A 22,791-nucleotide genomic window follows, 5' to 3' on the forward strand; every position below is an offset into this window, starting at 1 on the left:
GGAACTGAACATGCGTCGCAAAAGACGGGCGGTCGCCCTGGCCGTCGCCGCTTGCCTGCTGGTGAGCGGGGCCGTCGCCTCCGGGCCCGCCGCGTCCGGAGAGCCCCCCGCCGCGGACTGGCCCACCTGGACGAAGGACCTCCAGGGCAGCCGCCACGCCGCCGCGGAGAACCAGATCACGCCGAAGAACGTCGGCGAGCTCAAGCTCAAGTGGGCGTTCGGGTTCCCGCGCCAGGCGGGCGGGCCGCGCAGCCAGCCCGCCGTCGTCGGCGACACGGTCTACTTCGGCGGGCCGGACGGGATCTACCGCGCCGCCGACGCGAAGACGGGCGCGGTCAAGTGGCAGTTCGACCTGTCCACGGTCGGCACCGGGTTCGCCCAGGTGCGGGACGGCGCGTCCGTCGCCGAGGGCAAGGTGTTCTTCGGCGACTCCCGCGGCTACCTGTACGCCCTCGACCAGGCCACCGGGAAGCTCGCCTGGGCCGAGCGGATCGACGACTTCCCCGGCGCCATCCTGACCAGCTCGCCGATCGTCTTCCAGGGCCGCGTCTACGTCGGCACGTCCAGCGGCGAGAACCTCAACGGCAAGAACTACCCCTGCTGCCGGTTCCGGGGCCACGTGGACGCCCGCGACGTCAAGACCGGCAAGCTCGACTGGCGGTTCTACACCGTCCCCGAGCCGAAGCAGGACGGCACCTGGCCTAACGGCCAGCCCCGCTACGGGCCGTCCGGCGCGGGCGTGTGGAGCTCGCCCGCGATCGATCCGTCCACCAAGACGCTCTACGTGGGCACCGGGCAGAACTACAGCGGGAGCGGGGGGCACTTCGACTCCGTCCTCGCGCTGAACACCGAGACGGGCGAGGCGCGCTGGACGCGCAAGATGACCGACGTCGACACCTGGCGCCGGGAATGCAACAGCCCGTCGCCCGAGGACCAGCAGTACTGCCCCAACCTGCCCGACGGCACCGCGCTCGACTTCGACCTCGGCGCCACGGCGAACATCTTCACCGCGAACGGGCGGCGCCTCATCGGCATCGGCCAGAAGGTCGGCGTCTACCACGTGCTGGACGCGGCCACCGGCGAGATCGTCTGGCAGCGCCAGCTGTCCGAGCCCATGCCGGGCGGCGGTCTCAGCGGCATCCAGTGGGGGTCGAGCTATGACGGCGAGCGCCTCTACGTGGCGACCTACATGGCGAACCCCGGCACGCTGTTCGCGATCAACCCCGCCGACGGCCACATCATCTGGAAGACGCCGAACCCGGCCGACGGCTGCACGACCGGCGGCGCGGCGCAGTACCCGAACGTGTGCCGGCTCGGTCACCCGCCCGCGGTGACGACCTCGCCGGGACTCGTCTGGGAGGGCAGCATGGACGGCAAGGTCCGCGCCTACTCGGCCGAGACCGGCGACGTGCTGTGGAGCTTCGACACCATCGCCGACTTCCCGACCGTCAACGGCGGCACGGGACGCGGCGGCGCGGTGGCCGGAGGCGGCGGGGCCGTCGTCGCCAACGGGATGGTCTACGTCCTGACCGGCGACATGTTCACCAACTATCCGAATGACAAGGGTCACGTGATGCTGGCCTTCGGCCGCTAGCCACCGCTCGGGCCACCCGCTTCGGCCGCTTGCCTCGGGCGGTCGAAACGCGCGGGCGGGGACGACGCCGTCGAGGGAGTCGTCCCCGCCCGCGCCTCTCCCGTTTCAGGGACGGGCGCTCCGGTTTCAGGGACGGGCGCTGTGGAGGAACACGCCGATGCCGTTGGCGACGGCGCGTTCCCGGCCGTCCGAGGGCTCGTTGCGGACGACCGACCTCCCGCCGCTCCGGGTGACGAACGTGGACGAGCCGCCGCCGTCCAGGTTGACGGCGTCGTCCGCGCCCGCCTCGTCCAGGAGCGCGGCGAGTTCGGCGACGGTCAGCCCGGCGCTGCGCTCCGACCGCCCGTCCGCGACGACGAGGTACATGCGGCGGCCGTCGCGGCTCACGCCCGCGGCCGTCCGCGGGGCCGGGCCCTTCGGGTCGAGCCCGGCGAGCGGCTCGCCGTCCCGCAGGACGGGGAAGCCGCCGATGGCGAAGCGGAACTTCATCGGGCCCGTGAAGCGGTAGCCGATCCGTACGCGATCGCCGGGACGCAGCTTGCGCAGGGCGTCCGCGCCGTCCTCCCGTCCGACCAGAACGGTCGTGTCGTCGGGGATGGCGCCCGCGCCGATCTCGTCCGCGACCTTCGTGACCACGCCCCGCCGGACGGTCACCTCGGCGGTGTTCGTGCTGCAGGGGTCGTTCCGGGCCGTGTCCGTCCCGCACACCGAGCGCCGGCGCGACACGCTGCCCCACTCGTCGGTGAACGCGCCCGCGCTCCCTACCGGCAGCGCGTACTGGTTGAGGCCGCGCACCGGGATCCGCGCGGTTCCGGCGCGGACGGTGCCGGTCAGGTGCAGGCGGCCGAGATGCCCGCGCCGGTCGGCGCCGATGCCGATGACGTCCTCGGCGGACGTTCCTGGCGGCAGCGCGGGGCCGAACCGCTGCCCGTCCGGCACCGCGCCCTTGAGCGGGCCGCCGGCGTCCACCTCCGGGCCGGACGACGCCCCGGTCGGCACCACGCCCGGACGCGTCTCGCTGATGTTGAAGAAGTCGCCGTTCACCCCGGCCAGCGCGCGCTGCGCGTCCGCCATGCCCGAGACCGTCTGCCGCGCCGCGACGTTCGGCGGATGCAGCAGGCCCATGCTGACGCCCGGGCTGCGCAGATCCACGTCGAGCAGGTCGCCGAGCACCGGGCCGCCGATGCCGGTCGTCTCGAACGTCTTGAACACCACGCCTGGCGCGAGCCGGGTCGTCGAGGTGAACCGCAGCTTCCCGATCGTGCTGGACGACGGCAGCAGGGCGGCCCGCGCGTCCGGGCGCTCACCCGAACCGGCGCCGTCCACGCCCGGCGGACCCGGCGCGTCCGCGCGCACCGGGACGGCCCCGACGCCGCCCACCAGCACTGCGGTGACCAATACGACCGTGAGTTTCCGTGGCATGGGCGACGCCCCTCTCAGCGAAGATCAAGCTCGCTGATGATTACGCAAGCGGGGTGAAGATCGGGCGATCCGGCAGCCAACAATCTCCGAAGATCACCTGATCCGGCGCTCGGGAATCTCCCTGTTTCCTGGACAAGCCGGTGCCGGGGATGGCATGAAGTATGGCCATCCGACCTGAAGGGACGCGCATGCACGAGGTCGTCTTCGCCGTGCTCGGGCCTGTGGAGGCGAGCGTCGGCGGCCGTGCCGTGGCTCTCGGCGGGGGGCGGCGGCGGGCGCTGCTCGTCCGGCTGCTGCTCAGCGCCGACCAGGTGGTGTCGGTCGACCGGCTGGTGGACGAGCTGTGGGGCGACCTCCCGCCCGCGTCGGCCCGCACCCAGGTGCACACGCTCGTGCATCGAGTGCGCCGCGCGCTCGGCGAGGCCGGTGCGCTGATCGAGACGCGTCCGCCCGGATACGTGCTGCGCCTCGGTTCGGCCCGCCTGGATCTGGCCGTGTTCACCGACCTCGTTGAGGACGCCCGGAAAGAGGCCGGGGCCGGACGTCCGGAAACGGCGGCGGGAACGTTCCGCGAAGCGCTCGGGCTGTGGCGGGGCCGCCCCCTGGACGGGATCGACGCGGCGTTCGCCTCCCGCGAGGCGGCGCGGCTGGAGGAGACGCACCTGACGGCCCTGGAGGAATGCCTGGGCCTCGAACTCGCCCTCGGACGGCATGCCGCGGTCGTGGCGGAGCTGTCCGCGCTGGTCGCCGAGCATCCGCTCCGCGAGGAACTGCGCGCCCGGCTGATGCTCGCCCTCTACCGGTGTGGGCGCCGGTCGGAGGCGCTGGAGGCGTACCGGGAGGGACGGGCGCTCCTGGTCGAGGAGACGGGGCTCGAACCCACGGCCGGGCTCCGCGCCCTCCACCAAGCCATCCTCCAGGGCGACGCCGCGTTGCGGCACCCGACGCCGGAGCCCTCGCCGTCAAGGCGGCCAGACGCGGAGAGCCGCCCCGGCTCCGCGCCGTCCGAAACCTTCTCCGGCACGCGGCCTGTGCCCGGACGGGTGGGCGCGCGGGGACGGCTCCGGGCGCGGGGAGCGATTCTCGTGCTGGCGCTGGCGATGCTGCCCGGCGTCGGCGGCGGCGCGGCGGGAGCAGACCCGTCCCGTCCGAACTCGTCCGGAACGGACGGGACGCCGCTCGGGCAGGGACGGCAGCGGATCGGCGGGCCGACGTGGGTGAACTCCCCGCCCCTCGACGTCCCGGCGGCGTTCTTCGGGACGACGGTCGGGAGCGGCAGCGGCGCCATGCCCGGGTTCCGCGTGGGCGCCGTCCGGTTCTGGGACAGCGGGACGCGCTGGTCCAACGTCCAGCCGCGGCGGGACGCGTTCGACTGGTCCGCGCTCGACCGGATGGCGGCCGGTGCGCGCCGGGCCAGCCTGCCGATGACCTACACCATGGGCATCACCCCGGCGTGGGCGGCGCCCGGCGGCCCGAGGAGCGCGTACTCCGACGGCTCCAGGACGGCGCCGCCCGACGACCTGGCCGACTGGGACCGCTACGTCCGCGCCGTCGTCTCCCGCTATCGCGGGCAGATCGAGGCGTACGAACTCTGGGACTTCCCCAACACCCCGTACCACTACACCGGCGACGTGGCGACGCTCGTGGAGCTGACCCGCCGCGCGGCCGCGATCATCAAGGCGGTGGACGCGCGGGCCACGGTCGTCTGCCCGTCGTTCGGGGAGATGTGGAAGCCGGAGGGGCTCCGATACCTCATCCGTTTCGGAACGCTCGGCGGATTCCGTTCCTGCGACGCGATCGCCGTCAAGCTGCATCCCCGGCTCGGCGACGGACGGCCCGAGGAGATGACCGAGCAGGCGATGCTCATCTACAACGCCCTGCATCAGGTCGGGGTGCACCTGCCGATGTGGGCGACCGGCCCCGCCCACGACATCCCGACCGTCGAGCCGCTGGGCGAGGACGACGCCAACAACTACGCCGTCCGCCACTACCTCGCCGGGCTGTACGCCCGCTACAGCCGCATGTACTTCTACAGCTGGGGGCCGCGGAACCTGCCGCTCGTCCTCCAGGCGGAGGGCGGGCCGCCGACGCGCGCCGCGCTGTTCGTCCAGCGGCTCCAGCAGTGGCTGGACGGCGCCCGGATCCGGTCCTGCGGGAAGGGGCCCGCGGTCGGCCTCCCCGAAGGCGCCTGGCAGTGCCGGTTCCTGCTGCCGGGATCGGTGGAGGCCGCGGTGCGGTGGATGGCGGACGCCACGGCCGAGACGAGCGCCGAGCCGGGCGCCCACCGGGTGGACCACCTCGACGGCCGGACGGTCCCCGTCCAGGCTGGGCAGGCGATGCGGATCACCGAGACCCCCGTCCTGATCCGCTTCCGCCCGTCCTGAGCTGCTTCCGCGCTTCTTGAGCCGCTGACCTGGTGTGACAGGGATCTGATAGCGGATGGACAGCCGTGACGCGCTATCCATGCGGGGCAAACTGCGCAGCGCGTCGGAGGTCTTTGTTCATGAAGTGGCGGGGGACGGGGGCCGGTATCGGCGTCCTCGTGTTGGTGCTCACCGCGTGCGGGCCGGCGGAGGAGTCACCGGAGGAGAAGGCGGCGGGAAAGCTGGAGAAGGCCCTCGCCGCCTTGAGCGGCCAGCCGCACCGGGCGGACGTCGAGGTCGACGTCTACGCCCTCAACGGGATGATCCCGGGTTTCAAGCTGACCGCGGAGATGCGCGGGACGCACCGCTCGATGCCGGGGAACCCGGCCACCGATCTCGACCTGTCCTCGGTCGCGACGGAGATCGAGCTGCGGCCCGGCCCGACCCGGAACGACTCCGGGGCCGTCCGCGTGATCACGATCGGCGACCAGACCTACGTCCGCAACACGCTCCAGTCCGGGCAGTGGCGGACGCTCCCGGCGGGCCCCCGGCTCACCGGGAAGGACGGCTACGACCCGGCGAGCACCGCGAAGATGGTCGACACCACCATGATCGCGGAGATCTACCGCGGGCAGATCGCGGCGCCCCGGCCGTCCCCGACGACGGAGGGCGGCGAGGCGATGAGCGTGTTCTCCGCGTCCTGCACCGTGGCGCAGTGCCTGGAGGACTCCCCGGAGGCGCGGAAGGCAGCGCTCAGCGTGTATCCGGGCGACGCGATCTTCAACTCCACGCTCTGGGTGGACGGCCGGGACCGCCCGCGGCGCCTGACGATGACCAGCGAGTTCTTCCTCAACGCCGGAAAGCAGAGCATGGACGTGAAGTTCAAGGCGACGCTGACGCTGCACGACCTCGGCAAGCCGCAGGACATCACTGCACCGTCCGGCTGACGCGACCGGCGGTGCGGAGGGTTCGGCCGACCCGATCGGCAGGGGGCGCGGTGGGCCGGCGCGGGGGCGCCGGCCGCGGGGGTCATGACTCGGCGGCGCCGGTGAGGCCGTAGCGTTCCTCGTCGCACGGGCGCGGGCCTTCGGGGCCGTCGCGGCCGAGGCGCAGCATCCGGGACACGCGGACGGTGCTGAACTCGCGTCCGCGCGCGAGGACCCGGTGCCCGGGGGCCGCCTTGATCTCCTCGGCGAGCGCCGTCCATTCCGCGAGCTCCTCGGGGGCGGCCGGGTCGTTCTGGAACTCGCGGAGCCGGGGCAGCAGGTCGGTGAAGTGGCGGGCGAGCCGGTCACGGGCCTCGTCGGGGTCGTCCCCGCCGGTGATCGGCGACCAGCAGCCGCCGTCGATCTCGACCACGACGAAGGTCGGCGGGAGCAGCACGACCCCGGGGTGGGTCTGGATCGCGTGGCGGGCCTCGGCGCGGACGATGTCGGGGACGGTCCCGGCCACCGGCATGTGCCCGACCAGGTTCAGCCGGAGCTGCGCCTCCCACTGCCCGCACGGGGCGGGCGGGTCGATCAGGTGGCCGCGCAGGCTGCCGTCCCCGGGCAGGTCGGCGTCGGTGGAGCGGGGCGGCTCCATGACGCGGTCGCCGATCAGGACGAACTTCTCCACGCGGATGATCCGGTAGCGACGGTCGCCGATCTCCCATTCGTCCTTTGCGAGCTGGTCGCCCTCCTCGGGGTCGAGCCGGTCGGCCGCGGCGAGCATGGCGCGGGCGGTCGCGGGGTCGGGGTCGCCGGGCGCGTCCGTCCGGAGGTCCATGGCGAGGCTGTACCGTGCTGAGGACGGGTCGTCGCAGCCGAGCGACGCGATCCGCCACTCCTTTCCTTTTTGCACCGCATGCCCGAAATCCGGGGAGCCGCCGGGCAGGAGTTTCGGGTATTGCCGAATTCGCTCGCCGAGTTCCCTGTCGCGCACCGCCGCGACGGGGTCGAGCTGGGCGACCACATTGATGTGGTCGTACCCGTGCATCAACGGGAAGGTCATGCCCGCATCCTGGCCGCACGGCCCAGGTCCGCGCATGATTTCGGCCACATTCGCCAGCCCGTAATGCCCGCATTAATCGGAAATGTGGAAAACGGCTTTTCGTACCTAGGACTTCGATTGGGAAGGCGGGTCTTTACCAGGCGGGAATCTCACGCTCCTCGTCGAAGCCGCGCGCCACCACGATGTCGGTGGACGAGTGCGCCAGGATCGACAGGACGATCGTCACCGCGACGAGGTGGAAGATCTGGTCGCCGTCCGGGATGCCCGATTCGAGCACCAGCAGCCCGTACACGACCGACGCGAACCCCTTCGGCCCGAACCACATCACCGCGGCCTGCTCGCGCGCGGTCAGCCCCGACCGCAGGAACGACACCCAGATCGCCGCCGGACGCGCGACGACCAGGGCCAGCACCGCGAAGACCCAGCCCGTCCAGCCGACGTCGCCGAGGAACGTCGGCGACAGCAGCGCGCCGAACACCAGCAGGGCGGCGAGCTTGAGCAGTTCGGCGAGCAGCTCGCCGAACTCCTCGAACGACTCCCGGTACCGGTCGCCGACCGACGCGACCGTGACGCCGGCCGCGAACGCCGCGAGGAACAGGTTCCCGTGCGTGACCTCGGCCAGCGCGAGCACCAGCAGCCCGATCGCGACGGCGTTCAGCGGCTCGTACTTGCGCGAGACCGCGAACAGCCGGGTCCGCTCCAGCGCGAGCGCCGCCAGCGGCACGGCGACGCCGATCGCGAGCCCGCCCGCCAGCTCGGCGCCGAGCTCGCCCAGGTGCAGGTCGTCCGAGCCCTGCGCGATCGCGAGGAACAGCACCACGAACGGCAGGACGAGCCCGTCGTTGACGCCGGACTCCACGTTCAGCAGGTGCCGCAGCCGCGGCGGCACCCGGTCGTTGCCGACGAGCGCCGCCGCGAACACCGGGTCGGTCGGGGTGAGGACGGCCGCGATCAGCAGCGACTCCGTCCAGCCGAGGCCCACGACGAAGTGCGCGAGGACCGCCGTGATGAGCAGCGTCAGCGGCAGGCCCCAGCCGAGCGCCCGGCCGGGCAGCCGCCACGCGCTGCGCAGGTCCGCCCAGCCGGCGTGCATGCCGTCGGTGAACAGCACCGCGAACAGCGCCAGCTCCGCCAGCGTGGCCACGATCTCGTCGTCCGGGTGCAGCGGCAGGACGCCGCCGACGCCGTCGCCGAGCAGGAAGCCGCCGATGAGGAACAGCGCGGCGGTCGACAGGACGGTCCGGTGGGCGAGGCTCGACACCAGCACCGCCAGCAGCAGCAGGGCGGCGAACACCAGCAGCAGGTTCGTCATCACCGGGGTCCTTCGGGGTCGACTGACGTGAGCGCCGACCAGGCTTCCCGGCTCACCGATCGACGACTCTAACGGCCGCGCTCGCGCTGGTCCACGCGTTATCCCGGCCTACCGTCCTGGCCGGGGGCCGGATCAGTCGTCGAGCGTGATGACGACCTTGACGTCGTCGGGGCGCGGGGTGAACGCGTCCTCGTAGCGCTCCAGCGGGACGCGGCGGGAGATCAGCCGTCCGAGCCAGTCCAGGTCGGCCTCCGCGAGGGCCCGCGCGGCGGCGGCGTAGTGCCCGAGGTTCGCGTTGACCGACCCGATGATCGCGTCGTTCTCCAGGACGATGTCGCGGTTGAGCGCGCCCGCGTCCACCTCCACGTGCCGGCCCGCCGACGAGACGCCGGTCAGGCAGACGATGCCGTAGGCGGCGTTGTTCGCCATCGCGCCGAAGACGAGCTGCGACACGCCCGTCGCCTCGATCACGATGTCGGGCATCGCGCCCGCGACCGCCTTGTCCAGGCCCTCGTGATGGTAGGTCGCGCCGAGGTCGGCGACGAGCCGCGGCTTCGGGCCGTCCGCGACCTGGTCGAGGACGTGCACGTCCAGGCCGCGCTGCACGCCGAGCAGGGCGGCGAGCAGCCCGATCGGCCCCGCGCCCGTCACCAGCGCCTTGCGCGGCTCGAACCAGCCCCGCGCGCCGACCTTCTCGATCTGGTCCCACGCCTTGGCGACGATCGTGGTCGGCTCCATGAGCACGCCCACCTCCGCCAGGCGCGGGTCGAGCGCGACGGCGTAGCCGGCCTCCACCGTCCACGACCGGCTCGCGAACCCGTCGATCTCCTTGATGCCGCGCTCGGTGTAGCGGCCGTTGCGGCACATGTCGAACTCGCCGTGCGCGCAGGCCCCGCACGGCACCGGGTCGGGACGCCGCACGACGCCGACGACGAGGTCGCCGGGCGCGAACCCGGCGCCGGACGGGGCGTCCCGCACCCGGCCCAGCGACTCGTGCCCGATGACGAGGCGGTCGCGGCCCGGCGGCGCCCAGCCGTAGTCGCCGGCGGCGATCTCCCGGTCGGTGCCGCACACCCCGACGGCGACCCCGTCCACGAGCAGGTCGTTCTCGCCGGGCTCCGGGTCCGGGACGTCGGTGACGGCGAGCGAGCCGCGCTTCTCCGGCAGGACGGTCAAGGCACGCATGACACATCTCCTTTCAGCGCTGGGCACCGCGCCTTCTCCGACGTATCCCGTGATGGTGGATCCATGCCCCGCCCACCCCATGTTCGGGTCAACTCATCGCCACCCGCCCGGCGCCGCCGCGACCCGCGGGCGATAAACCATTCGCGATCAGGCACGGGCGGCTTAGCATTCCTGGAATTCGCCACCGAACGTGATCACCGGCGGCCGTTCCGTAGACGTTGGCAGGGACTTCATGTCTTTTTTGGCACGGAGCGCCCTAGAGGGCCCGTTCCAACCGGGCATACGATCGGGATGAAGGGACTTGGAAAGCGCTTTCTGTAGTAGCAAGGCGCTTCCCCGGTACCAGTCGAGAGGAAGGAGCTTTGCATGGCCGTCCACAGCTCAGACGCGGACCGGACCGACGAACGCGCGGACCGCTGGGTCACGCCCGACTACCAGATCGTGGAGACCTCCTTGGAGGTCACGGCCTACTTCACAGCCGAGGGCTGACCCGTCCGCGATGCGGCTGCTGATTCTCGGCACCGCGGCGGGTGGCGGCGTGCCTCAATGGAACTGTGCCTGCGCTGGGTGCGTCGCCGCCCGTTCCGAGCCCTCCCTGCGGAGGCGACATGCCTCCATCGCCGTCGAGGCGGGGGAGGGCGGCTGGTACGTGGTCAACGCGACGCCCGACATCGGGGAGCAGATCGAGGCTTGCGCCGTCCTGCATCCCGGTCCTGCCCGGCGCGCCACCCCCATCGCCGGGGTCATCCTCACTGACGCCGAACTCGACCACACGCTCGGCATTCCGCGCCTGCGCGAGGCGTCCGGGCTGCGGATCGTGTCGACCGGCGCGGTGCGCGCGGCGCTGTCCGGCGGCCTCCGCCTGGACCGGGTCCTCGCCCCTTACGCGGGCCTTTCCTGGACGGTTCTGCCGGAGAAAGATCTGGCAGAACTCGACGGCGGGCCATTGGAGGTCCAGGGAATTCGCGTTTCGGGGAAACGGCCCCGCTACGCGGCCGAACTGGACGAGCCCGCGGGCGACGCCTGGGTGGTGGCGCTGCGCGTCCGGGACCGGCGCGACGGCAAGGTCGTCGTCTACGCCCCCGCGCTCGCCGACTGGCCGGACGCCCTCGACCGCGCCCTCCAGGACGCCGACTGCGTCTTCATCGACGGCACTTTCTGGGACGACGAGGAGCCCGTCCGCTCCGGGTTCACCCAGAAGACGTCCACCCAGATGGGACATCTGCCGATCACGGGCCCGAACGGCACCGCCGAGCGGATGGCCGCGCTGCCCGCCGAGCGGCGCCTCTACACGCACCTGAACAACACCAACCGCCTCGTCCACCCGGACGACGCGGGGCACCGGCGGCTGGCCGAGGCCGGGCTGGAGGTCGCCCGGGAGGGAGCGCTGATCGAACTGTGACCACCGTGACCACGGGGTTGAGCGGACGCATGGCGACGGAGGCCGAGCTCGAAGCGCGGCTCCGGGCGCTGGGCGAGGAGCGCTACCACCACCGGCACCCGTTCAACCTGCGGATGCACGAGGGCGCCCTCACCCGCGCGGAGCTGCGGCGCTGGGTCCTCAACCGGTTCCACTACCAGCGGCACATCCCGGTGAAGGACGCGCTGATCCTCGCCAAGCTCGGCACCAGGGAGCTGCGGAGGTCCTGGATCCGCCGCGTCCACGACCACGACGGCTCCCCGGACGGCGACGGGACCGACGGCGGCATCGAGCGGTGGCTGCGCCTCGGCGAGGCGGTCGGGCTGGACCGCGAGCTGCTGCTGTCCGGCGACGCAGTGCTGCCCGGCGTCCGGCTGGCCGTGGACGGCTACGTCAACTTCTGCCGGAACGCGTCCACCCTGGAGGCGGTCGCGTCGTCGCTGACCGAGCTGTTCGCGCCCGACCTGATGGCGACGCGGATCGCGGCCTGGGAACGCCACTATCCGTGGGTGGAGCGCGAAGGGCTGCGCTACTTCCAGGTGCGCGTCGGCCAGGGCCGCCGCGACTCGGAGGAGGCGCTGCGGCTCGTCCACGAGTGGGCGCGGACGCCCGGCGACCAGGAGCGGGCGCTGGCCGCGTTCGCGTTCAAGTGCGACCTGCTCTGGGCTCTGCTGGACGCGGTCGAGCACGCGCCGGGAGGGGGATCCGATGCCGGCTGACGGGCCGTGGCGCCCCGCCCTGGACAGGTCCGTCATGCTGCGGCACGACCGCGTCCGCGACGCCGACCTGCTCCTCATGCCCGAGCGCGCGGTGCGGCTCAGCGGCACGGGCGGCCGGATCCTGCGGCTCTGCGACGGCAGCCGCACCGTCGACGACATCGTCGCCGAACTCGGCGAGTCCTTCCCGGACGCGCCGCTCGCCGACGAGGTGCCCGCGTTCCTGGAACGCGTGCGCGCGGAGGGCTGGCTGCGATGACCGCACCGGCCGTCCCGGCGCCGTGGGCGCTGCTCGCGGAGGTCACCCACGCCTGCCCGCTGCACTGCCCGTACTGCTCGAACCCGCTGGAGCTCGTCCGCAAGAGCGCGGAGTTGGGCACCGACGACTGGGCGCGGGTGTTCGGCGAGGCCGCCGATCTCGGCATCGTTCAGGCGCACGTGTCGGGCGGTGAGCCGCTGCTGCGCCCCGACCTCGCGGAGATCGTGGCGGCCGCGCAGCGCGCCGGCGTCTACACGCAGCTCGTCACCAGCGGCGTCGGGCTCACGGCCGGGCGGCTCGGTGAGTTGCTGGACGCCGGGCTGAACAGCGTCCAGCTCTCCTTGCAGGACGCGCGGCGCCCCGGCTCCGACCTCATCGCGGGCCGCGAGTCCTACACCGACAAGGAGCACGCCGCCCGAGTGATCAGGGACGCGGAGGTGCCGTTCGGGCTGAACGTCGTCCTGCACCGCCGCAACCTCGACAACCTCCAGGAGATCATCGAGGTCGGCGCCCGCTGGGAGGCCGACCGGATCGAACTCGCCAACACCCAGTTCTACGGCTGGGCCCTCCACAACCGCGCCGCGCTGCTCCCCACCCGTGACCAGCTCGACCGCGCGAAGGCCACGGTCGCCGCGTGGCGCGACGCGCACGGGCCCGGCGAGGGGCCCGAACTCGTCTGGGTCATGCCGGACTACTACGAGGGCGTCCCGAAGCCGTGCATGGGCGGGTGGGGCGCGCGTTCGATCACGGTCGGACCGGACGGCACCGCCCTGCCGTGCCCGGCCGCGTACGCGATCCCGGACCTCGCGCCGCCGAACGTCCGGGAGAAGCCGCTCGCCTGGATCTGGACGGAGTCCGCCGCGTTCACCTCCTATCGCGGGACGGACTGGATGACCGGGCCGTGCCGCGAATGCCCGCGCCGCGAGATCGACTTCGGCGGCTGCCGCTGCCAGGCCCACGCCCTGACCGGCGACGCCGCCCGCACCGACCCGGCCTGTTCCCTGTCGCCGGACCACCATCTCGTCCGCGACGCCACGATCACTGTTCAGGACGGGCCAGGCGCGGACGACTTCGTCTACCGCAAGCCGGGCGCGTCGCTCCGGACCGATGGATCGCCGAGAGTCCCGGGATCTGTCTGATCCATCGGTGCCGTGGCCTTCGCGGAGAGGCGCTCCAGGAGGTCCCGGCTCGCGCTCGCCACGAGCGGCGGGACGCCGAGGTCGGTCAGCATGTCGGCCGCGGCGGCCATCTCGGCGGCGCGGCGGACGGAGTGCCGGTGCGTCCCGGTCACGAGCCGGTCCACTGTGTCGGCGCTTGCGCGGGTCAGTTCGGCGGTGATGTCGTCCCGCAACCAGCTCTCGCAGCCCGCGGAGCGTGCGGCCTCCAGCGACTCCACGACCGCCGCCGCCAGCCCCTTGAAGAAGACGCTGCGCAGGAGTTTCCTGGCGGCCGCGGCGCCGGGGCCGTCCGGCAGGACCTCGACGGCGGCGCCGAGCGGGGCGAGGACGGCCGCGACGTCGGCGGCGCCGTCCCCGCTCGCCAGCATCGGCGTGCGCAGGCCGCGCCCCGGGACCGGCGCCATGATCGCGACGTCCGCGAACCGGACGCCGTGCGCGCGGGCGATGCCGTCCAGGCTCCGCTTCAGGCCGGGGGACGCGGTGTTCAGGTCCGCCCACACCGCGCCCGCGCGGACGCCCGCGACCCCGGCCCGCAGGGCGCCGGCCGCGTCGTGGGCGCTGTTGACGCTGAGGACCAGGTCCGCGCCGTCCGCCGCCTCGGCCTCGCCGCCCACGCGGGCGATGTGCGCCGGGGCCGGGACCGCGGGGTCGTAGCCCCGGACGACGGCTCCGGCGGCGGCCAGATCACCGGCGATCGCGCTCCCGGCCTCGCCCAGCCCGAGGACGGCGATTGTCGGCTTCCAGGCGGTCTCCTCCGGCATCCGGCCTCCTTGGCGCGCGGCGGTCGCTACACTCGAACTGTAACAAAATTGTTGACAATCTCGTCCGTCCGATGCTGAGCCGGGAGTGGGCCGTGCCGAAGGGGAAACCGGAGGAGCCGGTCGTCGCGGGGATCCGGGACGCGATCCTCAACGGGGAGTTCGTCCCGAACCAGCGGCTGGTCGAGGCGGACCTGTCCGAGCAGTTCGCCGCGAGCAGGTCCAGCGTCCGGGCCGCGCTGATCGCGCTGACCAACGAGGGGCTGATCGAGCGCGTCCAGAACCGCGGCGCCCGGGTCCGCGCCGTGTCGCTGGCGGAGGCGATCGAGATCTGCGAGCTCAGGATGGTGATCGAGGGGCTGTGCGCCGCGAAGGCCGCGCAGCGGATCGGCGCCGGGGACGCCGCCGAGCTGGCCGACATCGGAGACGACATGCGCCGCGCCGTCGAGACCGGCGACGTGCTCGGCTACTCGGACCTGAACGAGCGGCTGCACCGCCGCATCCAGGAGATCAGCGGCCAGCGGACCGCGTCGGACGCGCTCGAACGGCTGCGGGCGCAGAACGTCCGGCACCAGTTCCGGCTCGCGATGCATCCCGGACGTCCGCGGGAGTCGCTGCCGGAGCATCTGGCGATCATCGACGCGATCCGCGCCCATGACGCCGCCGCCGCAGAGGAGGCCGCCCGCGCGCACCTGCGCAGCGTCCTGCGGACCCTTCCCGAGATCGACCGGGCCAGGCCGCAGCCGCACCGCGCGGGCGCCTGAAGGCCCCGCCCGCTAGCAGGGCTGGCGCCAGGCGTCCAGGTCGAGGCGCTTGCGCATGGACGCGAAACCGAGCGCGCGGGTCTGGCGGCAGAAGTCCGCCGCGGCCATGTTGTACTCGACGTGCAGGACGGCCTTGCCCGCGCGGACGAACGGCAGCAGCCTGCGGCACTCGCCGAACTCCGCGCACTGCTCGTTGACGGCGAAGTCGAACGTCCCGACCAGCGCCGGGACCTGCGCCAGGTCGTTCTTGAGCCCGACCGACATGCCGCGCTCGTGCGCGAGCTTCGCGATCAGCCGGTTGTAGCGGAGCTGGTGGGCGGCGGTCAGCGGGAACCCGGTGTCGGAGGCGTACCCGTCCAGGAGGTCGGGCTCGACCGCGTCGAACCCCTTGTCCCGGCACATGTCGAACCGGCGGGCCATGATGGGGGCGAGGACGTCCGTCCGGCGGATGTCGAGCCAGCGCTCGCCCGGCCACCCGTTCCCCTTGCCGAGGACGGCGGGCGGGAACGCGGCGTTGTCGGGACGGTAGCTCTCGGCGGCCCCGACGTTGATGTAGCAGATGACCCGGCGTCCCCGCCGGTGCAGTTCCCGGACGACGTCCGCGCCGTTCCCGAATCCGTCGATGTCGTGGACGGGCACGTCCACGCCGACGTCCACCGGCGTGGTGAGCTGCCACTGCCACCGCGTGCCCGGCGCCGGAGCCCAGACCCGTGCGCGACGTCTTTCCGCTTCCGCCTCGTTCGCCGGAGCGGATTTCTTGGGCGGGGGAGATGTGCGCGGCGAGGACGGGGTCGGGGACGCGGACGCGGCCGGTTGGGCGGATTCGTCCGGCGCCACCACCGAGAACAGGACCGCCGCCAGGACGGCGGCCGACACCACGACCGCGGCGGCGCCGAGGGCCCACCCTGGTATTCGCATGGCACCGGACGGCATGGGCTCACCGGTTCGCGTAGACGAGGGACAGCTCGCGGGAGAAGTATCCCGGCAGCCCGATCCACGGGTTCGCGCCCGCCCGGTCCGTCACGTAGACGACGCCCGCGTTGCGCCGCCCCGCCCGCGCCAGCGCCCGCGCGAGGACGGCCTGCGGCGCCGCGTAGATGAGGTGGCAGAACCGTTCGGCGGGCAGCCGCGCCGCCCACGCCGGCACCCGGACGTGCTGGTACGCCGACCACGGCCCCTCGAACGTGACGAGCAGATCGGCGAGATCCGCGTACGCGGAATCGGGGTACGTGCCGTGGTTGAGCACGACGTACGTCGCGCCGCGCCCCCGCACGCCCGCGACGACGCGCCGGTACCGCAGCACGTGCCCGGGGACGGCGGACACCTGGTCGAGGAACACCCTCCGGATGCCGTACCACTTCCAGTACCGCGCCACCTCGTCCTCCACCGCGCGGGGCGGGCGGGAGCCGTAGGCGGTGTCGACGTACCCGGCGAGCGGCACGCCCGCCTCCGCCATGCGGTGCGCGGTGGCCGCGAACGCGCGGTCCCTGACGGTGCCCGCTCCGCTGTCGACGTTGAGCACGACCGCGCCGAGCCGGGGGTCGGCGAGGGTCGTCCAGTCCAGCGCGCCAGGGGGGAAGTACGCGGGGACGGCCACCGACGCCACCCGTCCCGCCGGCTCGCCGGTCGTCCTCAGCATGGCGTGCCCCTTCATCGGTGTGAGGTCACGCGGGCCAGCACGCGGCCCGCGTACGTCGTGAGAAAGACGAGCAGGGCCCCGGAGACCACCAGCTGGACCGTGCCGGGCGTGAGGTGCGGGACGGTCAGCGCCGCGGCGACCTCGGCGGCCAGCGCACAGGTGTAGACGGGCAGGACGACATGGACACGCCCGCACGCCTGCAGCACCAGCGAGAGGAAGAACGCGCAGCCCAGCGCGAGGAAGCCGCCGAGCGTCCGCGCGGTCATGGCCGTGGCCGGCAGGCGGGCGAGCGGCGCGGCGACGGCGACGAGCACCACGGCGGACGCCGCGTACCGGGCGAGCGCGACGGCCAGCGCGGCGCGGGCCGACCGCGCGAACCCCGCCATCCCGGTGTGCGTGACCAGCAGCCGGTGGATGCGCCGCCGGTAGGCGTACAGGATCCACTCCGCGACGCCCATCGACAGCGAGAGCGACAGCACCGCCACGGTCGTGGTCCCCGGCGGCACCGGGCGCCCGGACAGCGCGCACAGCAGCGTGAACGTCAGCAGCCCGCCGGTCAGCAGCCCGAACAGGGCGAACGGCAGCGCCGCCGCGACGTCCCGGCGGGTCACCACCGGGCCCGGCGTCGCCCGGCGGTCCTGCACGCCCGCCCGGCCGCCCTTCGCGCGCCACCGGCGTACGCGTCCCGCCTCGGACGTGCAGGCGATCGCCAGCGCCAGCGTGGCCGCGAGCGACACCGCCCAGGCGATCCACACCGTGCCGGGCACGGCGCCGGACGCTGCCGCCGTGCCCGGTACGACCTCCGGCATCCCGTCGAGCTGCCCGGACGGCAGCGTCCAGCCGTTGCCGGCCAGGTAGATCATCACCGCTCCGACGCCCGGGAGCAGTGCGAAGAACAGCCTGATCTCGGCGCCGTTCACTTGCGCCACCGTCGCGGCGAGCAGGTAGCCGCAGAGCCCGGCGGATAGCGCGATCGCCCGCGCCCCCGCCCCGGACGCCACCCCGGCCGCGACCGTCACCGGCACCACGACCAGCAGCCCGGCGGTCAGCCCGTAGCGGAGCACCCGGGACGCCGCCTGCTTGTTCCCGAACCCCAGCCAGACGTATCCGAGGTAGGCCGTCCCCTGGCTCATCATCCAGGAGAGCAGCAGCGAGAACACGAGGAGGACGTTGTCGGCCCTGCCGTGCAGCATCGGGGTGCCCACGATGTAGCACAGCCCCGGCATGCCGAACAGGACGCCGCGGAGCAGATGCCGCCAGGGCACGGCCTGCCACGGCGCCGCGGACGCCGGCGGCGGACGCGGGCGCCGCGGCGTCCCGGCGTACAGGTCCTCGGCGAGCGCGAACACGTCCGGGTGGCCGTATTTCTGGGCCGCCTCGTCGTTGATGCCCTCGGCCTCCAGCCCGGCCGTGACCTCCAGCGGATCGACGGCGCTCGCGCACAGATCCGCCATGCGCTCCCGCAGCGCCTCGACGTCCCCCTGCGCGGCGGGCGCGGAGTCTCCCGCGGAGTCGTCCGCGGCGTCGGGCACGGGATCGGGCGCGGTGACCGTCGGCACCGAGTCGGGCGCGGTGGCCGCCGGGACGGAGTCGGGCGCGGTGTCGGGCAGGGCGCTCTGCGTGGACGCGGTCATGCCAGCCTCGCCTCGGACGCCGGGCGCCTCTCCGCACCCGGCGTGGTCAGGTCGGTGTAGATGCCGCGGAACGTGTCCACCGCGCGGTCGACGGTGAACAGCTCCAGCGCCCGGTCCCGGGCGGCGTGCCCGAGCCGCCGCCGCGACACCTCGTCCCCGAGCAGCCGCAGGCAGGCGTCCGCCATCTCGCGCGGCGACCGCGGCGGGACGACGAGCCCGGTGTCGGCGACCGCCTCCCTGACCCCGCCGACGTCCGTCGCGACGGTCACGCGGCCGCAGGTCATCGCCTCGATCAGCGTGTAGGGGAAGCCCTCGGAGATGCTGGAGAGCGCGACCACGGTGCCCGCCGCGTACGCGTCGTGGACGTCGTCGATCCGCCCCTCGAAGGTGGTCTGGCCGGCGACCCCGAGGTCCTCGGCGAGGGCCTCGCAGCGGGCGTGGTAGCGCTCGCAGCCGGTCGGCGTGCCCCCGAACAGGCGCAGCCTCGCGTCCGGCACCTCGTCCTTGACCAGCGCGAACGCCCGGATGAGCGTCTCCAGGTCCTTGATCGGGTCGACGCGTCCGGCCCAGCTGATCGTGGGCGCGGCGGGCTCGGCGCCGGCGGCGGGGAAGCGCGCCGGGTCGACGCCGTTGTAGACGGTCTCCATGGAGTCCGGGTCGGCGCCGCACCGCGCCTCCCACCGCTGGTTGTAGAGGTTGCAGGGCGTCAGCAGGTCGGCGGTGCGGTAGCCGACGCAGCACAGCAGCCGGATGAAGCCGAGCAGGACGGACTTGACCGGCCACGCGTACGGCGTCCGCCGCATGCCGATATACCGTTCCCGCAGGTAGATGCCGTGCTCGGTGAGGCACAGCGGCGTCCCGTACGTCCATTTCGCGGCCAGGCCCGGCAGGATCGGGATGCCGTTGGACACCGCGTGCGTGAGGTCGGCCCGCGGCGGCGGGCCCTGCAGCGGGCGCAGCAGGTGCTCCAGCAGGTCGATGGCGGTGAGGGCGTCGTGGACGGTCGGCCTGGTCCCGATCTGGTCGAACTCGGCGGCGCGGGCGTTCCACGCGTCCATCAGCCAGCGCACGGGCGCCTCGGTGCGCAGCGCTGCGCTCAGGTCGGCGGTCTGCCCGTACTCGAAGAGCCCGCGCAGGATCCGCTGGAAGACCTCGGCCTCCGGCACGTTCCTGGGAGACGCCCCCTGGCCGGAGACCGGGTCGGACGGGGTGAGGATCGCGTGCAGGAAGCCGCGGCACAGCCGCTCGAACCGCCGCGCGTCACTGCGCGACACCTGCCGTCCGCCGGGCGACGCGTGCCGCCCTTTCCGGGACGAGGGCAACCAGAGGCGTGACGACGGCAGCAGGTTGCGGGCCGCGCGCCGTCCGCCCGGCGACGCGTGCCGCCCGCGTGAGGAAGGCCGCCCATTGGGCGGCCCCCACATCGGAATGGGCTCGGACGTCACGTGCCCGGGAAGGTCCCAGACCACGGGTTCCGTCCCCGTGGTCGTGAGCGCCCTGACCTGGAAAGAATGTTCCGGCATACCCCGTACGAGCTGATCGCACCACACGCTCACGCCCCCGTAGCTGTGCGGATAGGTCCCTTCCGTCACCAGGGTGATGTCCAAAGTCAGGCTCCGGGCAAGGTGAGCGTGACGTCCCCGGCCCGGTAGGCGGACCGTTCACCGGCGTAGGCCTGCCCGAACGGCGCGCCGCCCGCGTCCTGCGTGCCCTCCGGCGCGGTCACCGGCGCCTCCAGCCCGGCCGGCGCCTTGACGGTGACCGTCCCGTCCTGGACGTACGCGGTGACGTCGCCCCTGTCCATCGCGCCGGCGCCGACCGCGGCGCGCCACGCGTCCTGCCGGCGCAGCTCGTCGCCGAGCGCCGACATCGGGGCGTTGATGATGGGGGTGTTGGCGGCGAACGACGACCAGTACTGGCTCAGGACCCGTTCGAGCACCGGGTAGAGGATGCGGCCCTCGGCCAGGTTCGACTGGTGCGCGTAGTGCGGCCGGGGGTCGTTGGCGAGGACGTGGGTCAGCGCGGTCCGCGTCTCCACCGGGACGATGTACGACTCGTACCCGCTGTCGGGGTCGAGCGGCTCGATGCACGACGAGTCCTCTTCGCAGATGCCGCTGCCGCCGTCAGACCGCCGCGTGTGGATCCAGTTGTACTGGTCCACCTCCTCTTCCGCGGTCCCGACGTTGTAGAAGATGTTCAGCGGGTGGCGCGGGACCGTCCGCACCGAGCCGATCACGCGCTGCGCCTTCTCGCGGGAGGCGTCGCTGGCCGTCCACTTCACGCCGGTCTTCGCCAGCACCGGGGCGAGGTTCGGGTTGTCGTCGGGCTGCTGCGGCGTGACCCGCAGGCCCGAGTGCTCGCCGGTGACGAGCTCGCTCGCGTCGACCGGGATGCCGCGTCCGGACGCCCACTGGACGTTCTTGGAGACCTCCCGTTCGATGTCGGCCGCGCTGACGTACACGATCTGGCCGGACTGGTTCCGTCTGCACTGCCACGGGCTCGTGCTGTTGTCCTGGACGCACCCGAGGAACGGGTGCGAGTAGGTGTGGTTCAACCACCGGAACTTGTCCCGGACGGCGACGAACGCCACGGTGAGCGGGTCGACGCCGTTCTTCAGGGCCGCCTCGTCGCTGCCGGCGCCGTTGTAGGCCATGTCGAGCACGAACCCGTGCTGCGTCTGCCACTGCGTGGCGAACGACACGTCGCCGGCCTCCATGCGGATGTCCTCGGTCTCCACGCCGTCTTCGCAGTCCTCGGTGGGCGTGCAGTTGTGCTCGGTGCTCCACCGCGCGTCCGGCATGAAGACGTCGTCGACGTGGACGCCGAAGTAGTTGCGGTCATAGCCGAGGTGGACGCCCTTGGTCAGCCAGGTGACGAGGCCGCGCCCGAGCGTCTGGAAGTGCCACTGCTCGCTCTCGGAGGTGAAGGTCAGCACCATCTCGCTGCGGCCGTCGTGGGTGTAGACGCCGGCGACGGCGCCCGCCGTCCCCTTGACGTTCGCGGTGACGAACGGCTTGAACGACTTCCCGGCGTCGGGGTCGTCCGGCAGCGGGGTCGCGACGAAACCGGTGGTCTCGCCGACGCCGGGCTCGACGTCGTCGAACCGGACGGGGCCGCCCAGATAGCGCAGCGCGTCCGCCCGCGCGGCCTCGGTGACCTGGGCGGTCACGCCGTCCATGGGGCCGGTGTAGGCGGGCGCGTTCAGCCCGACGGCGGCGGACGGGCGGACGTGCGCGTCGAGCTGCCGGATCCCGAACCGCTTCTCGTACGCGGCGAGCGCGGCCATCTCCGCGTCGTTCTCGAACGGCGCGGCGTTCGGCAGGACGACGCCCTGGAACTTCGCGCGCGGGGTCCCGTCCACCGTGTCGGACAGGAACGCCTCGTCGATCACAGGACGGCCGGCGGCGCGCAGGTCGACGGTCTTGTACGGCACGCCCTCGGCCTTCAGCTGCTGCGTCACCGCCGTCACCGAGGCGGAGCCGTTCGTGACGACGAGCACCTGAAGATCGATGCGGGGACCCGCGGCCGACGCGGACAGCGGCGGGCCGATGATCAGGACGGCCGCCGCCAGCACCCCGAAAAGGACGCTGAGAGCGGGACGGCGAACGACTTTCACCAAGCCTCCCCAGGACGCATGGACGACGGCGACTGAATTTCAACAGCCGTTCACAACCACGCCAGAAATGGAATTAATGGCCTTTGGAACGCGGCCCAACAGATCATGCGGTAACTGACTGTGCAAGTAAAGGGCACCCAGGGGCCCATCTTGGCCTGGGCCCGGTCCTAGGACCCGGGGGTGCGTGGCGGCGGATTATCAGCGGCCGCGGGCCGGGGTTAGGGCAGATCCGTTCCAGTGGGCACCGAATTCAATTCCAGCCAGCGCGCGACGGCGTGTTCCCGGCCGTCCGCGCCGAGCCGTTTGTAGATCTGGTGGGCGTGGTTCTTCACGGTCTTCTCCGTGATGACCAGCCGCCGCGCGATCTCCCGGTTGGTGAGCCCGGCGGCGATCAGCTCCAGGATCTCGGCCTCCCGCGCGGTCAGCCCCGGGTCCGGCCGCGGCCCGCCGCCGTCGTGCACCCACCGGACGAGCGCCGTCACCACCGGCCGGGACAGCGACGACTCGCCCCTACCGGCCGCGACCAGCACGTCTGCGAGTCCGTGGGGCTCGAAGTACCCGTACACGAGGCAGCCGTGGGCGCCCGCCGCGACCGCCTGGACGAGCATCAGCGGCTCCTGCTCGGCCGTCACCGCGACCACCCGGACGCCCGATCGGGCCAGCCGCGCGATGCCGTCCGGGGGCGGCGGGGAGGCGTCCAGGAGGACCACGTCGGGGCGGTGCGCGCGGACTCCGGCGACCGAGCGCTCGACCGGCCCGCCGCCCACGACGTCCACTCCGGGAGCCGTGCCGAGCAACGCCCGAAAGCCGATCCGCGACACCGGATTGTCGCTGACGACGACCACCCTGACCGCCTTCGATTCAGATTCGACCGCGGTCTCGGAGGTCATTGAAAAATCACTCTTCATGCCATCGGCTCGCAAAACCGATGCCGCTGCC

The 22,791-nt window shown here is 72.9% G+C and carries 20 protein-coding genes; 9 read left to right on the forward strand and 11 right to left on the reverse strand.

Annotated elements, in window-relative coordinates; translation table 11 throughout:
• Positions 1-10 precede the first annotated feature (10 nt).
• Positions 11-1,594: a PQQ-binding-like beta-propeller repeat protein gene (locus tag ACH35V_RS08505; protein WP_395971059.1), complete on the forward strand. Its 1,584-nt coding sequence runs from the start codon at positions 11-13 to the stop codon at positions 1,592-1,594.
• Positions 1,595-1,720: 126 nt separating this feature from the next.
• On the opposite strand, the gene ACH35V_RS08510 is transcribed toward ACH35V_RS08505, so the two are convergent.
• Positions 1,721-3,016, reverse strand: a complete 1,296-nt coding sequence (locus tag ACH35V_RS08510; RefSeq protein ID WP_395971060.1) for a phosphodiester glycosidase family protein — start codon at positions 3,014-3,016, stop codon at positions 1,721-1,723.
• 188 nt (positions 3,017-3,204) lie between these two features.
• On the opposite strand from ACH35V_RS08510, the gene ACH35V_RS08515 reads away from it, so the two are divergent.
• Together ACH35V_RS08515 and ACH35V_RS08520 are read left to right on the forward strand one after the other, a co-directional pair.
• Entirely contained in the window at positions 3,205-5,400 is a 2,196-nt protein-coding gene (locus ACH35V_RS08515) for a BTAD domain-containing putative transcriptional regulator (RefSeq protein ID WP_395971061.1), read from the forward strand.
• A 119-nt stretch (positions 5,401-5,519) separates the two neighbouring features.
• Positions 5,520-6,326, forward strand: a complete 807-nt coding sequence (locus ACH35V_RS08520) for a hypothetical protein (RefSeq protein WP_395971062.1) — start codon at positions 5,520-5,522, stop codon at positions 6,324-6,326.
• Positions 6,327-6,408: 82 nt separating this feature from the next.
• On the opposite strand, the gene ACH35V_RS08525 is transcribed toward ACH35V_RS08520, so the two are convergent.
• The 3 genes from ACH35V_RS08525 to ACH35V_RS08535 form a co-directional block, all read right to left on the reverse strand.
• On the reverse strand, positions 6,409-7,371 hold the full coding sequence (locus tag ACH35V_RS08525) for a DUF5954 family protein (protein ID WP_395971063.1): 963 nt from the start codon (positions 7,369-7,371) through the stop codon (positions 6,409-6,411).
• Positions 7,372-7,504: 133 nt separating this feature from the next.
• Positions 7,505-8,683: a cation:proton antiporter gene (locus tag ACH35V_RS08530; RefSeq protein ID WP_395971064.1), complete on the reverse strand. Its 1,179-nt coding sequence runs from the start codon at positions 8,681-8,683 to the stop codon at positions 7,505-7,507.
• Positions 8,684-8,815: 132 nt separating this feature from the next.
• A complete protein-coding gene (locus ACH35V_RS08535; protein WP_395971065.1) occupies positions 8,816-9,868 on the reverse strand; it encodes a glucose 1-dehydrogenase in 1,053 nt (350 codons plus the stop codon).
• A 366-nt stretch (positions 9,869-10,234) separates the two neighbouring features.
• Here ACH35V_RS08535 and pqqA point away from each other — a divergent pair, with 366 nt between their 5' ends.
• From pqqA to pqqE, 5 genes are read left to right on the forward strand one after another with little or no spacing between them, the layout of a single operon-like run.
• A complete protein-coding gene (pqqA, locus tag ACH35V_RS08540) occupies positions 10,235-10,357 on the forward strand; it encodes a pyrroloquinoline quinone precursor peptide PqqA (RefSeq protein ID WP_131969690.1) in 123 nt (40 codons plus the stop codon).
• 10 nt (positions 10,358-10,367) lie between these two features.
• Positions 10,368-11,270: a pyrroloquinoline quinone biosynthesis protein PqqB gene (pqqB, locus tag ACH35V_RS08545; protein ID WP_395971066.1), complete on the forward strand. Its 903-nt coding sequence runs from the start codon at positions 10,368-10,370 to the stop codon at positions 11,268-11,270.
• Positions 11,271-11,275: 5 nt separating this feature from the next.
• Complete coding sequence (gene pqqC / locus ACH35V_RS08550) at positions 11,276-12,007, forward strand: pyrroloquinoline-quinone synthase PqqC (RefSeq protein WP_395971067.1); 732 nt, start codon at positions 11,276-11,278, stop codon at positions 12,005-12,007.
• On the forward strand, positions 11,997-12,263 hold the full coding sequence (gene pqqD / locus ACH35V_RS08555) for a pyrroloquinoline quinone biosynthesis peptide chaperone PqqD (protein ID WP_395971068.1): 267 nt from the start codon (positions 11,997-11,999) through the stop codon (positions 12,261-12,263). The genes pqqC and pqqD overlap by 11 nt, the downstream gene beginning before the upstream one ends.
• Positions 12,260-13,402 (forward strand): pyrroloquinoline quinone biosynthesis protein PqqE, encoded by a 1,143-nt coding sequence (pqqE, locus tag ACH35V_RS08560; protein ID WP_395971069.1) that lies wholly within the window; start codon positions 12,260-12,262, stop codon positions 13,400-13,402. Before pqqD ends, pqqE begins: the two co-directional genes overlap by 4 nt.
• Here pqqE and ACH35V_RS08565 read toward each other — a convergent pair.
• A complete protein-coding gene (locus tag ACH35V_RS08565; protein WP_395971070.1) occupies positions 13,339-14,202 on the reverse strand; it encodes a DUF1932 domain-containing protein in 864 nt (287 codons plus the stop codon). The genes pqqE and ACH35V_RS08565 overlap by 64 nt on opposite strands.
• A 92-nt stretch (positions 14,203-14,294) precedes the next feature.
• Between ACH35V_RS08565 and ACH35V_RS08570 the strand changes: the two genes are divergently transcribed.
• Positions 14,295-14,963, forward strand: a complete 669-nt coding sequence (locus ACH35V_RS08570) for a GntR family transcriptional regulator (protein ID WP_395971071.1) — start codon at positions 14,295-14,297, stop codon at positions 14,961-14,963.
• Positions 14,964-14,975: 12 nt separating this feature from the next.
• On the opposite strand, the gene ACH35V_RS08575 is transcribed toward ACH35V_RS08570, so the two are convergent.
• From ACH35V_RS08575 to ACH35V_RS08600, 6 genes are all read right to left on the reverse strand, one after another.
• Positions 14,976-15,881, reverse strand: a complete 906-nt coding sequence (locus ACH35V_RS08575; protein WP_395971072.1) for an endo alpha-1,4 polygalactosaminidase — start codon at positions 15,879-15,881, stop codon at positions 14,976-14,978.
• Positions 15,882-15,900: 19 nt separating this feature from the next.
• Complete coding sequence (locus tag ACH35V_RS08580) at positions 15,901-16,602, reverse strand: spherulation-specific family 4 protein (RefSeq protein WP_395971073.1); 702 nt, start codon at positions 16,600-16,602, stop codon at positions 15,901-15,903.
• An 11-nt stretch (positions 16,603-16,613) separates the two neighbouring features.
• On the reverse strand, positions 16,614-18,236 hold the full coding sequence (locus tag ACH35V_RS08585) for a hypothetical protein (protein ID WP_395971074.1): 1,623 nt from the start codon (positions 18,234-18,236) through the stop codon (positions 16,614-16,616).
• Positions 18,233-19,828: a GT4 family glycosyltransferase PelF gene (gene pelF / locus ACH35V_RS08590; protein WP_395971075.1), complete on the reverse strand. Its 1,596-nt coding sequence runs from the start codon at positions 19,826-19,828 to the stop codon at positions 18,233-18,235. Before pelF ends, ACH35V_RS08585 begins: the two co-directional genes overlap by 4 nt.
• A gap of 17 nt (positions 19,829-19,845) precedes the next feature.
• Positions 19,846-21,852, reverse strand: a complete 2,007-nt coding sequence (locus ACH35V_RS08595; protein ID WP_395971076.1) for a hypothetical protein — start codon at positions 21,850-21,852, stop codon at positions 19,846-19,848.
• Positions 21,853-22,070: 218 nt separating this feature from the next.
• On the reverse strand, positions 22,071-22,742 hold the full coding sequence (locus tag ACH35V_RS08600) for a LuxR C-terminal-related transcriptional regulator (RefSeq protein ID WP_395971077.1): 672 nt from the start codon (positions 22,740-22,742) through the stop codon (positions 22,071-22,073).
• Between the last annotated feature and the right edge of the window lie 49 nt (positions 22,743-22,791).

The sequence above is a fragment of the Actinomadura sp. 1N219 genome, from assembly GCF_044326405.1.
Lineage (GTDB): Bacteria > Actinomycetota > Actinomycetes > Streptosporangiales > Streptosporangiaceae > Spirillospora.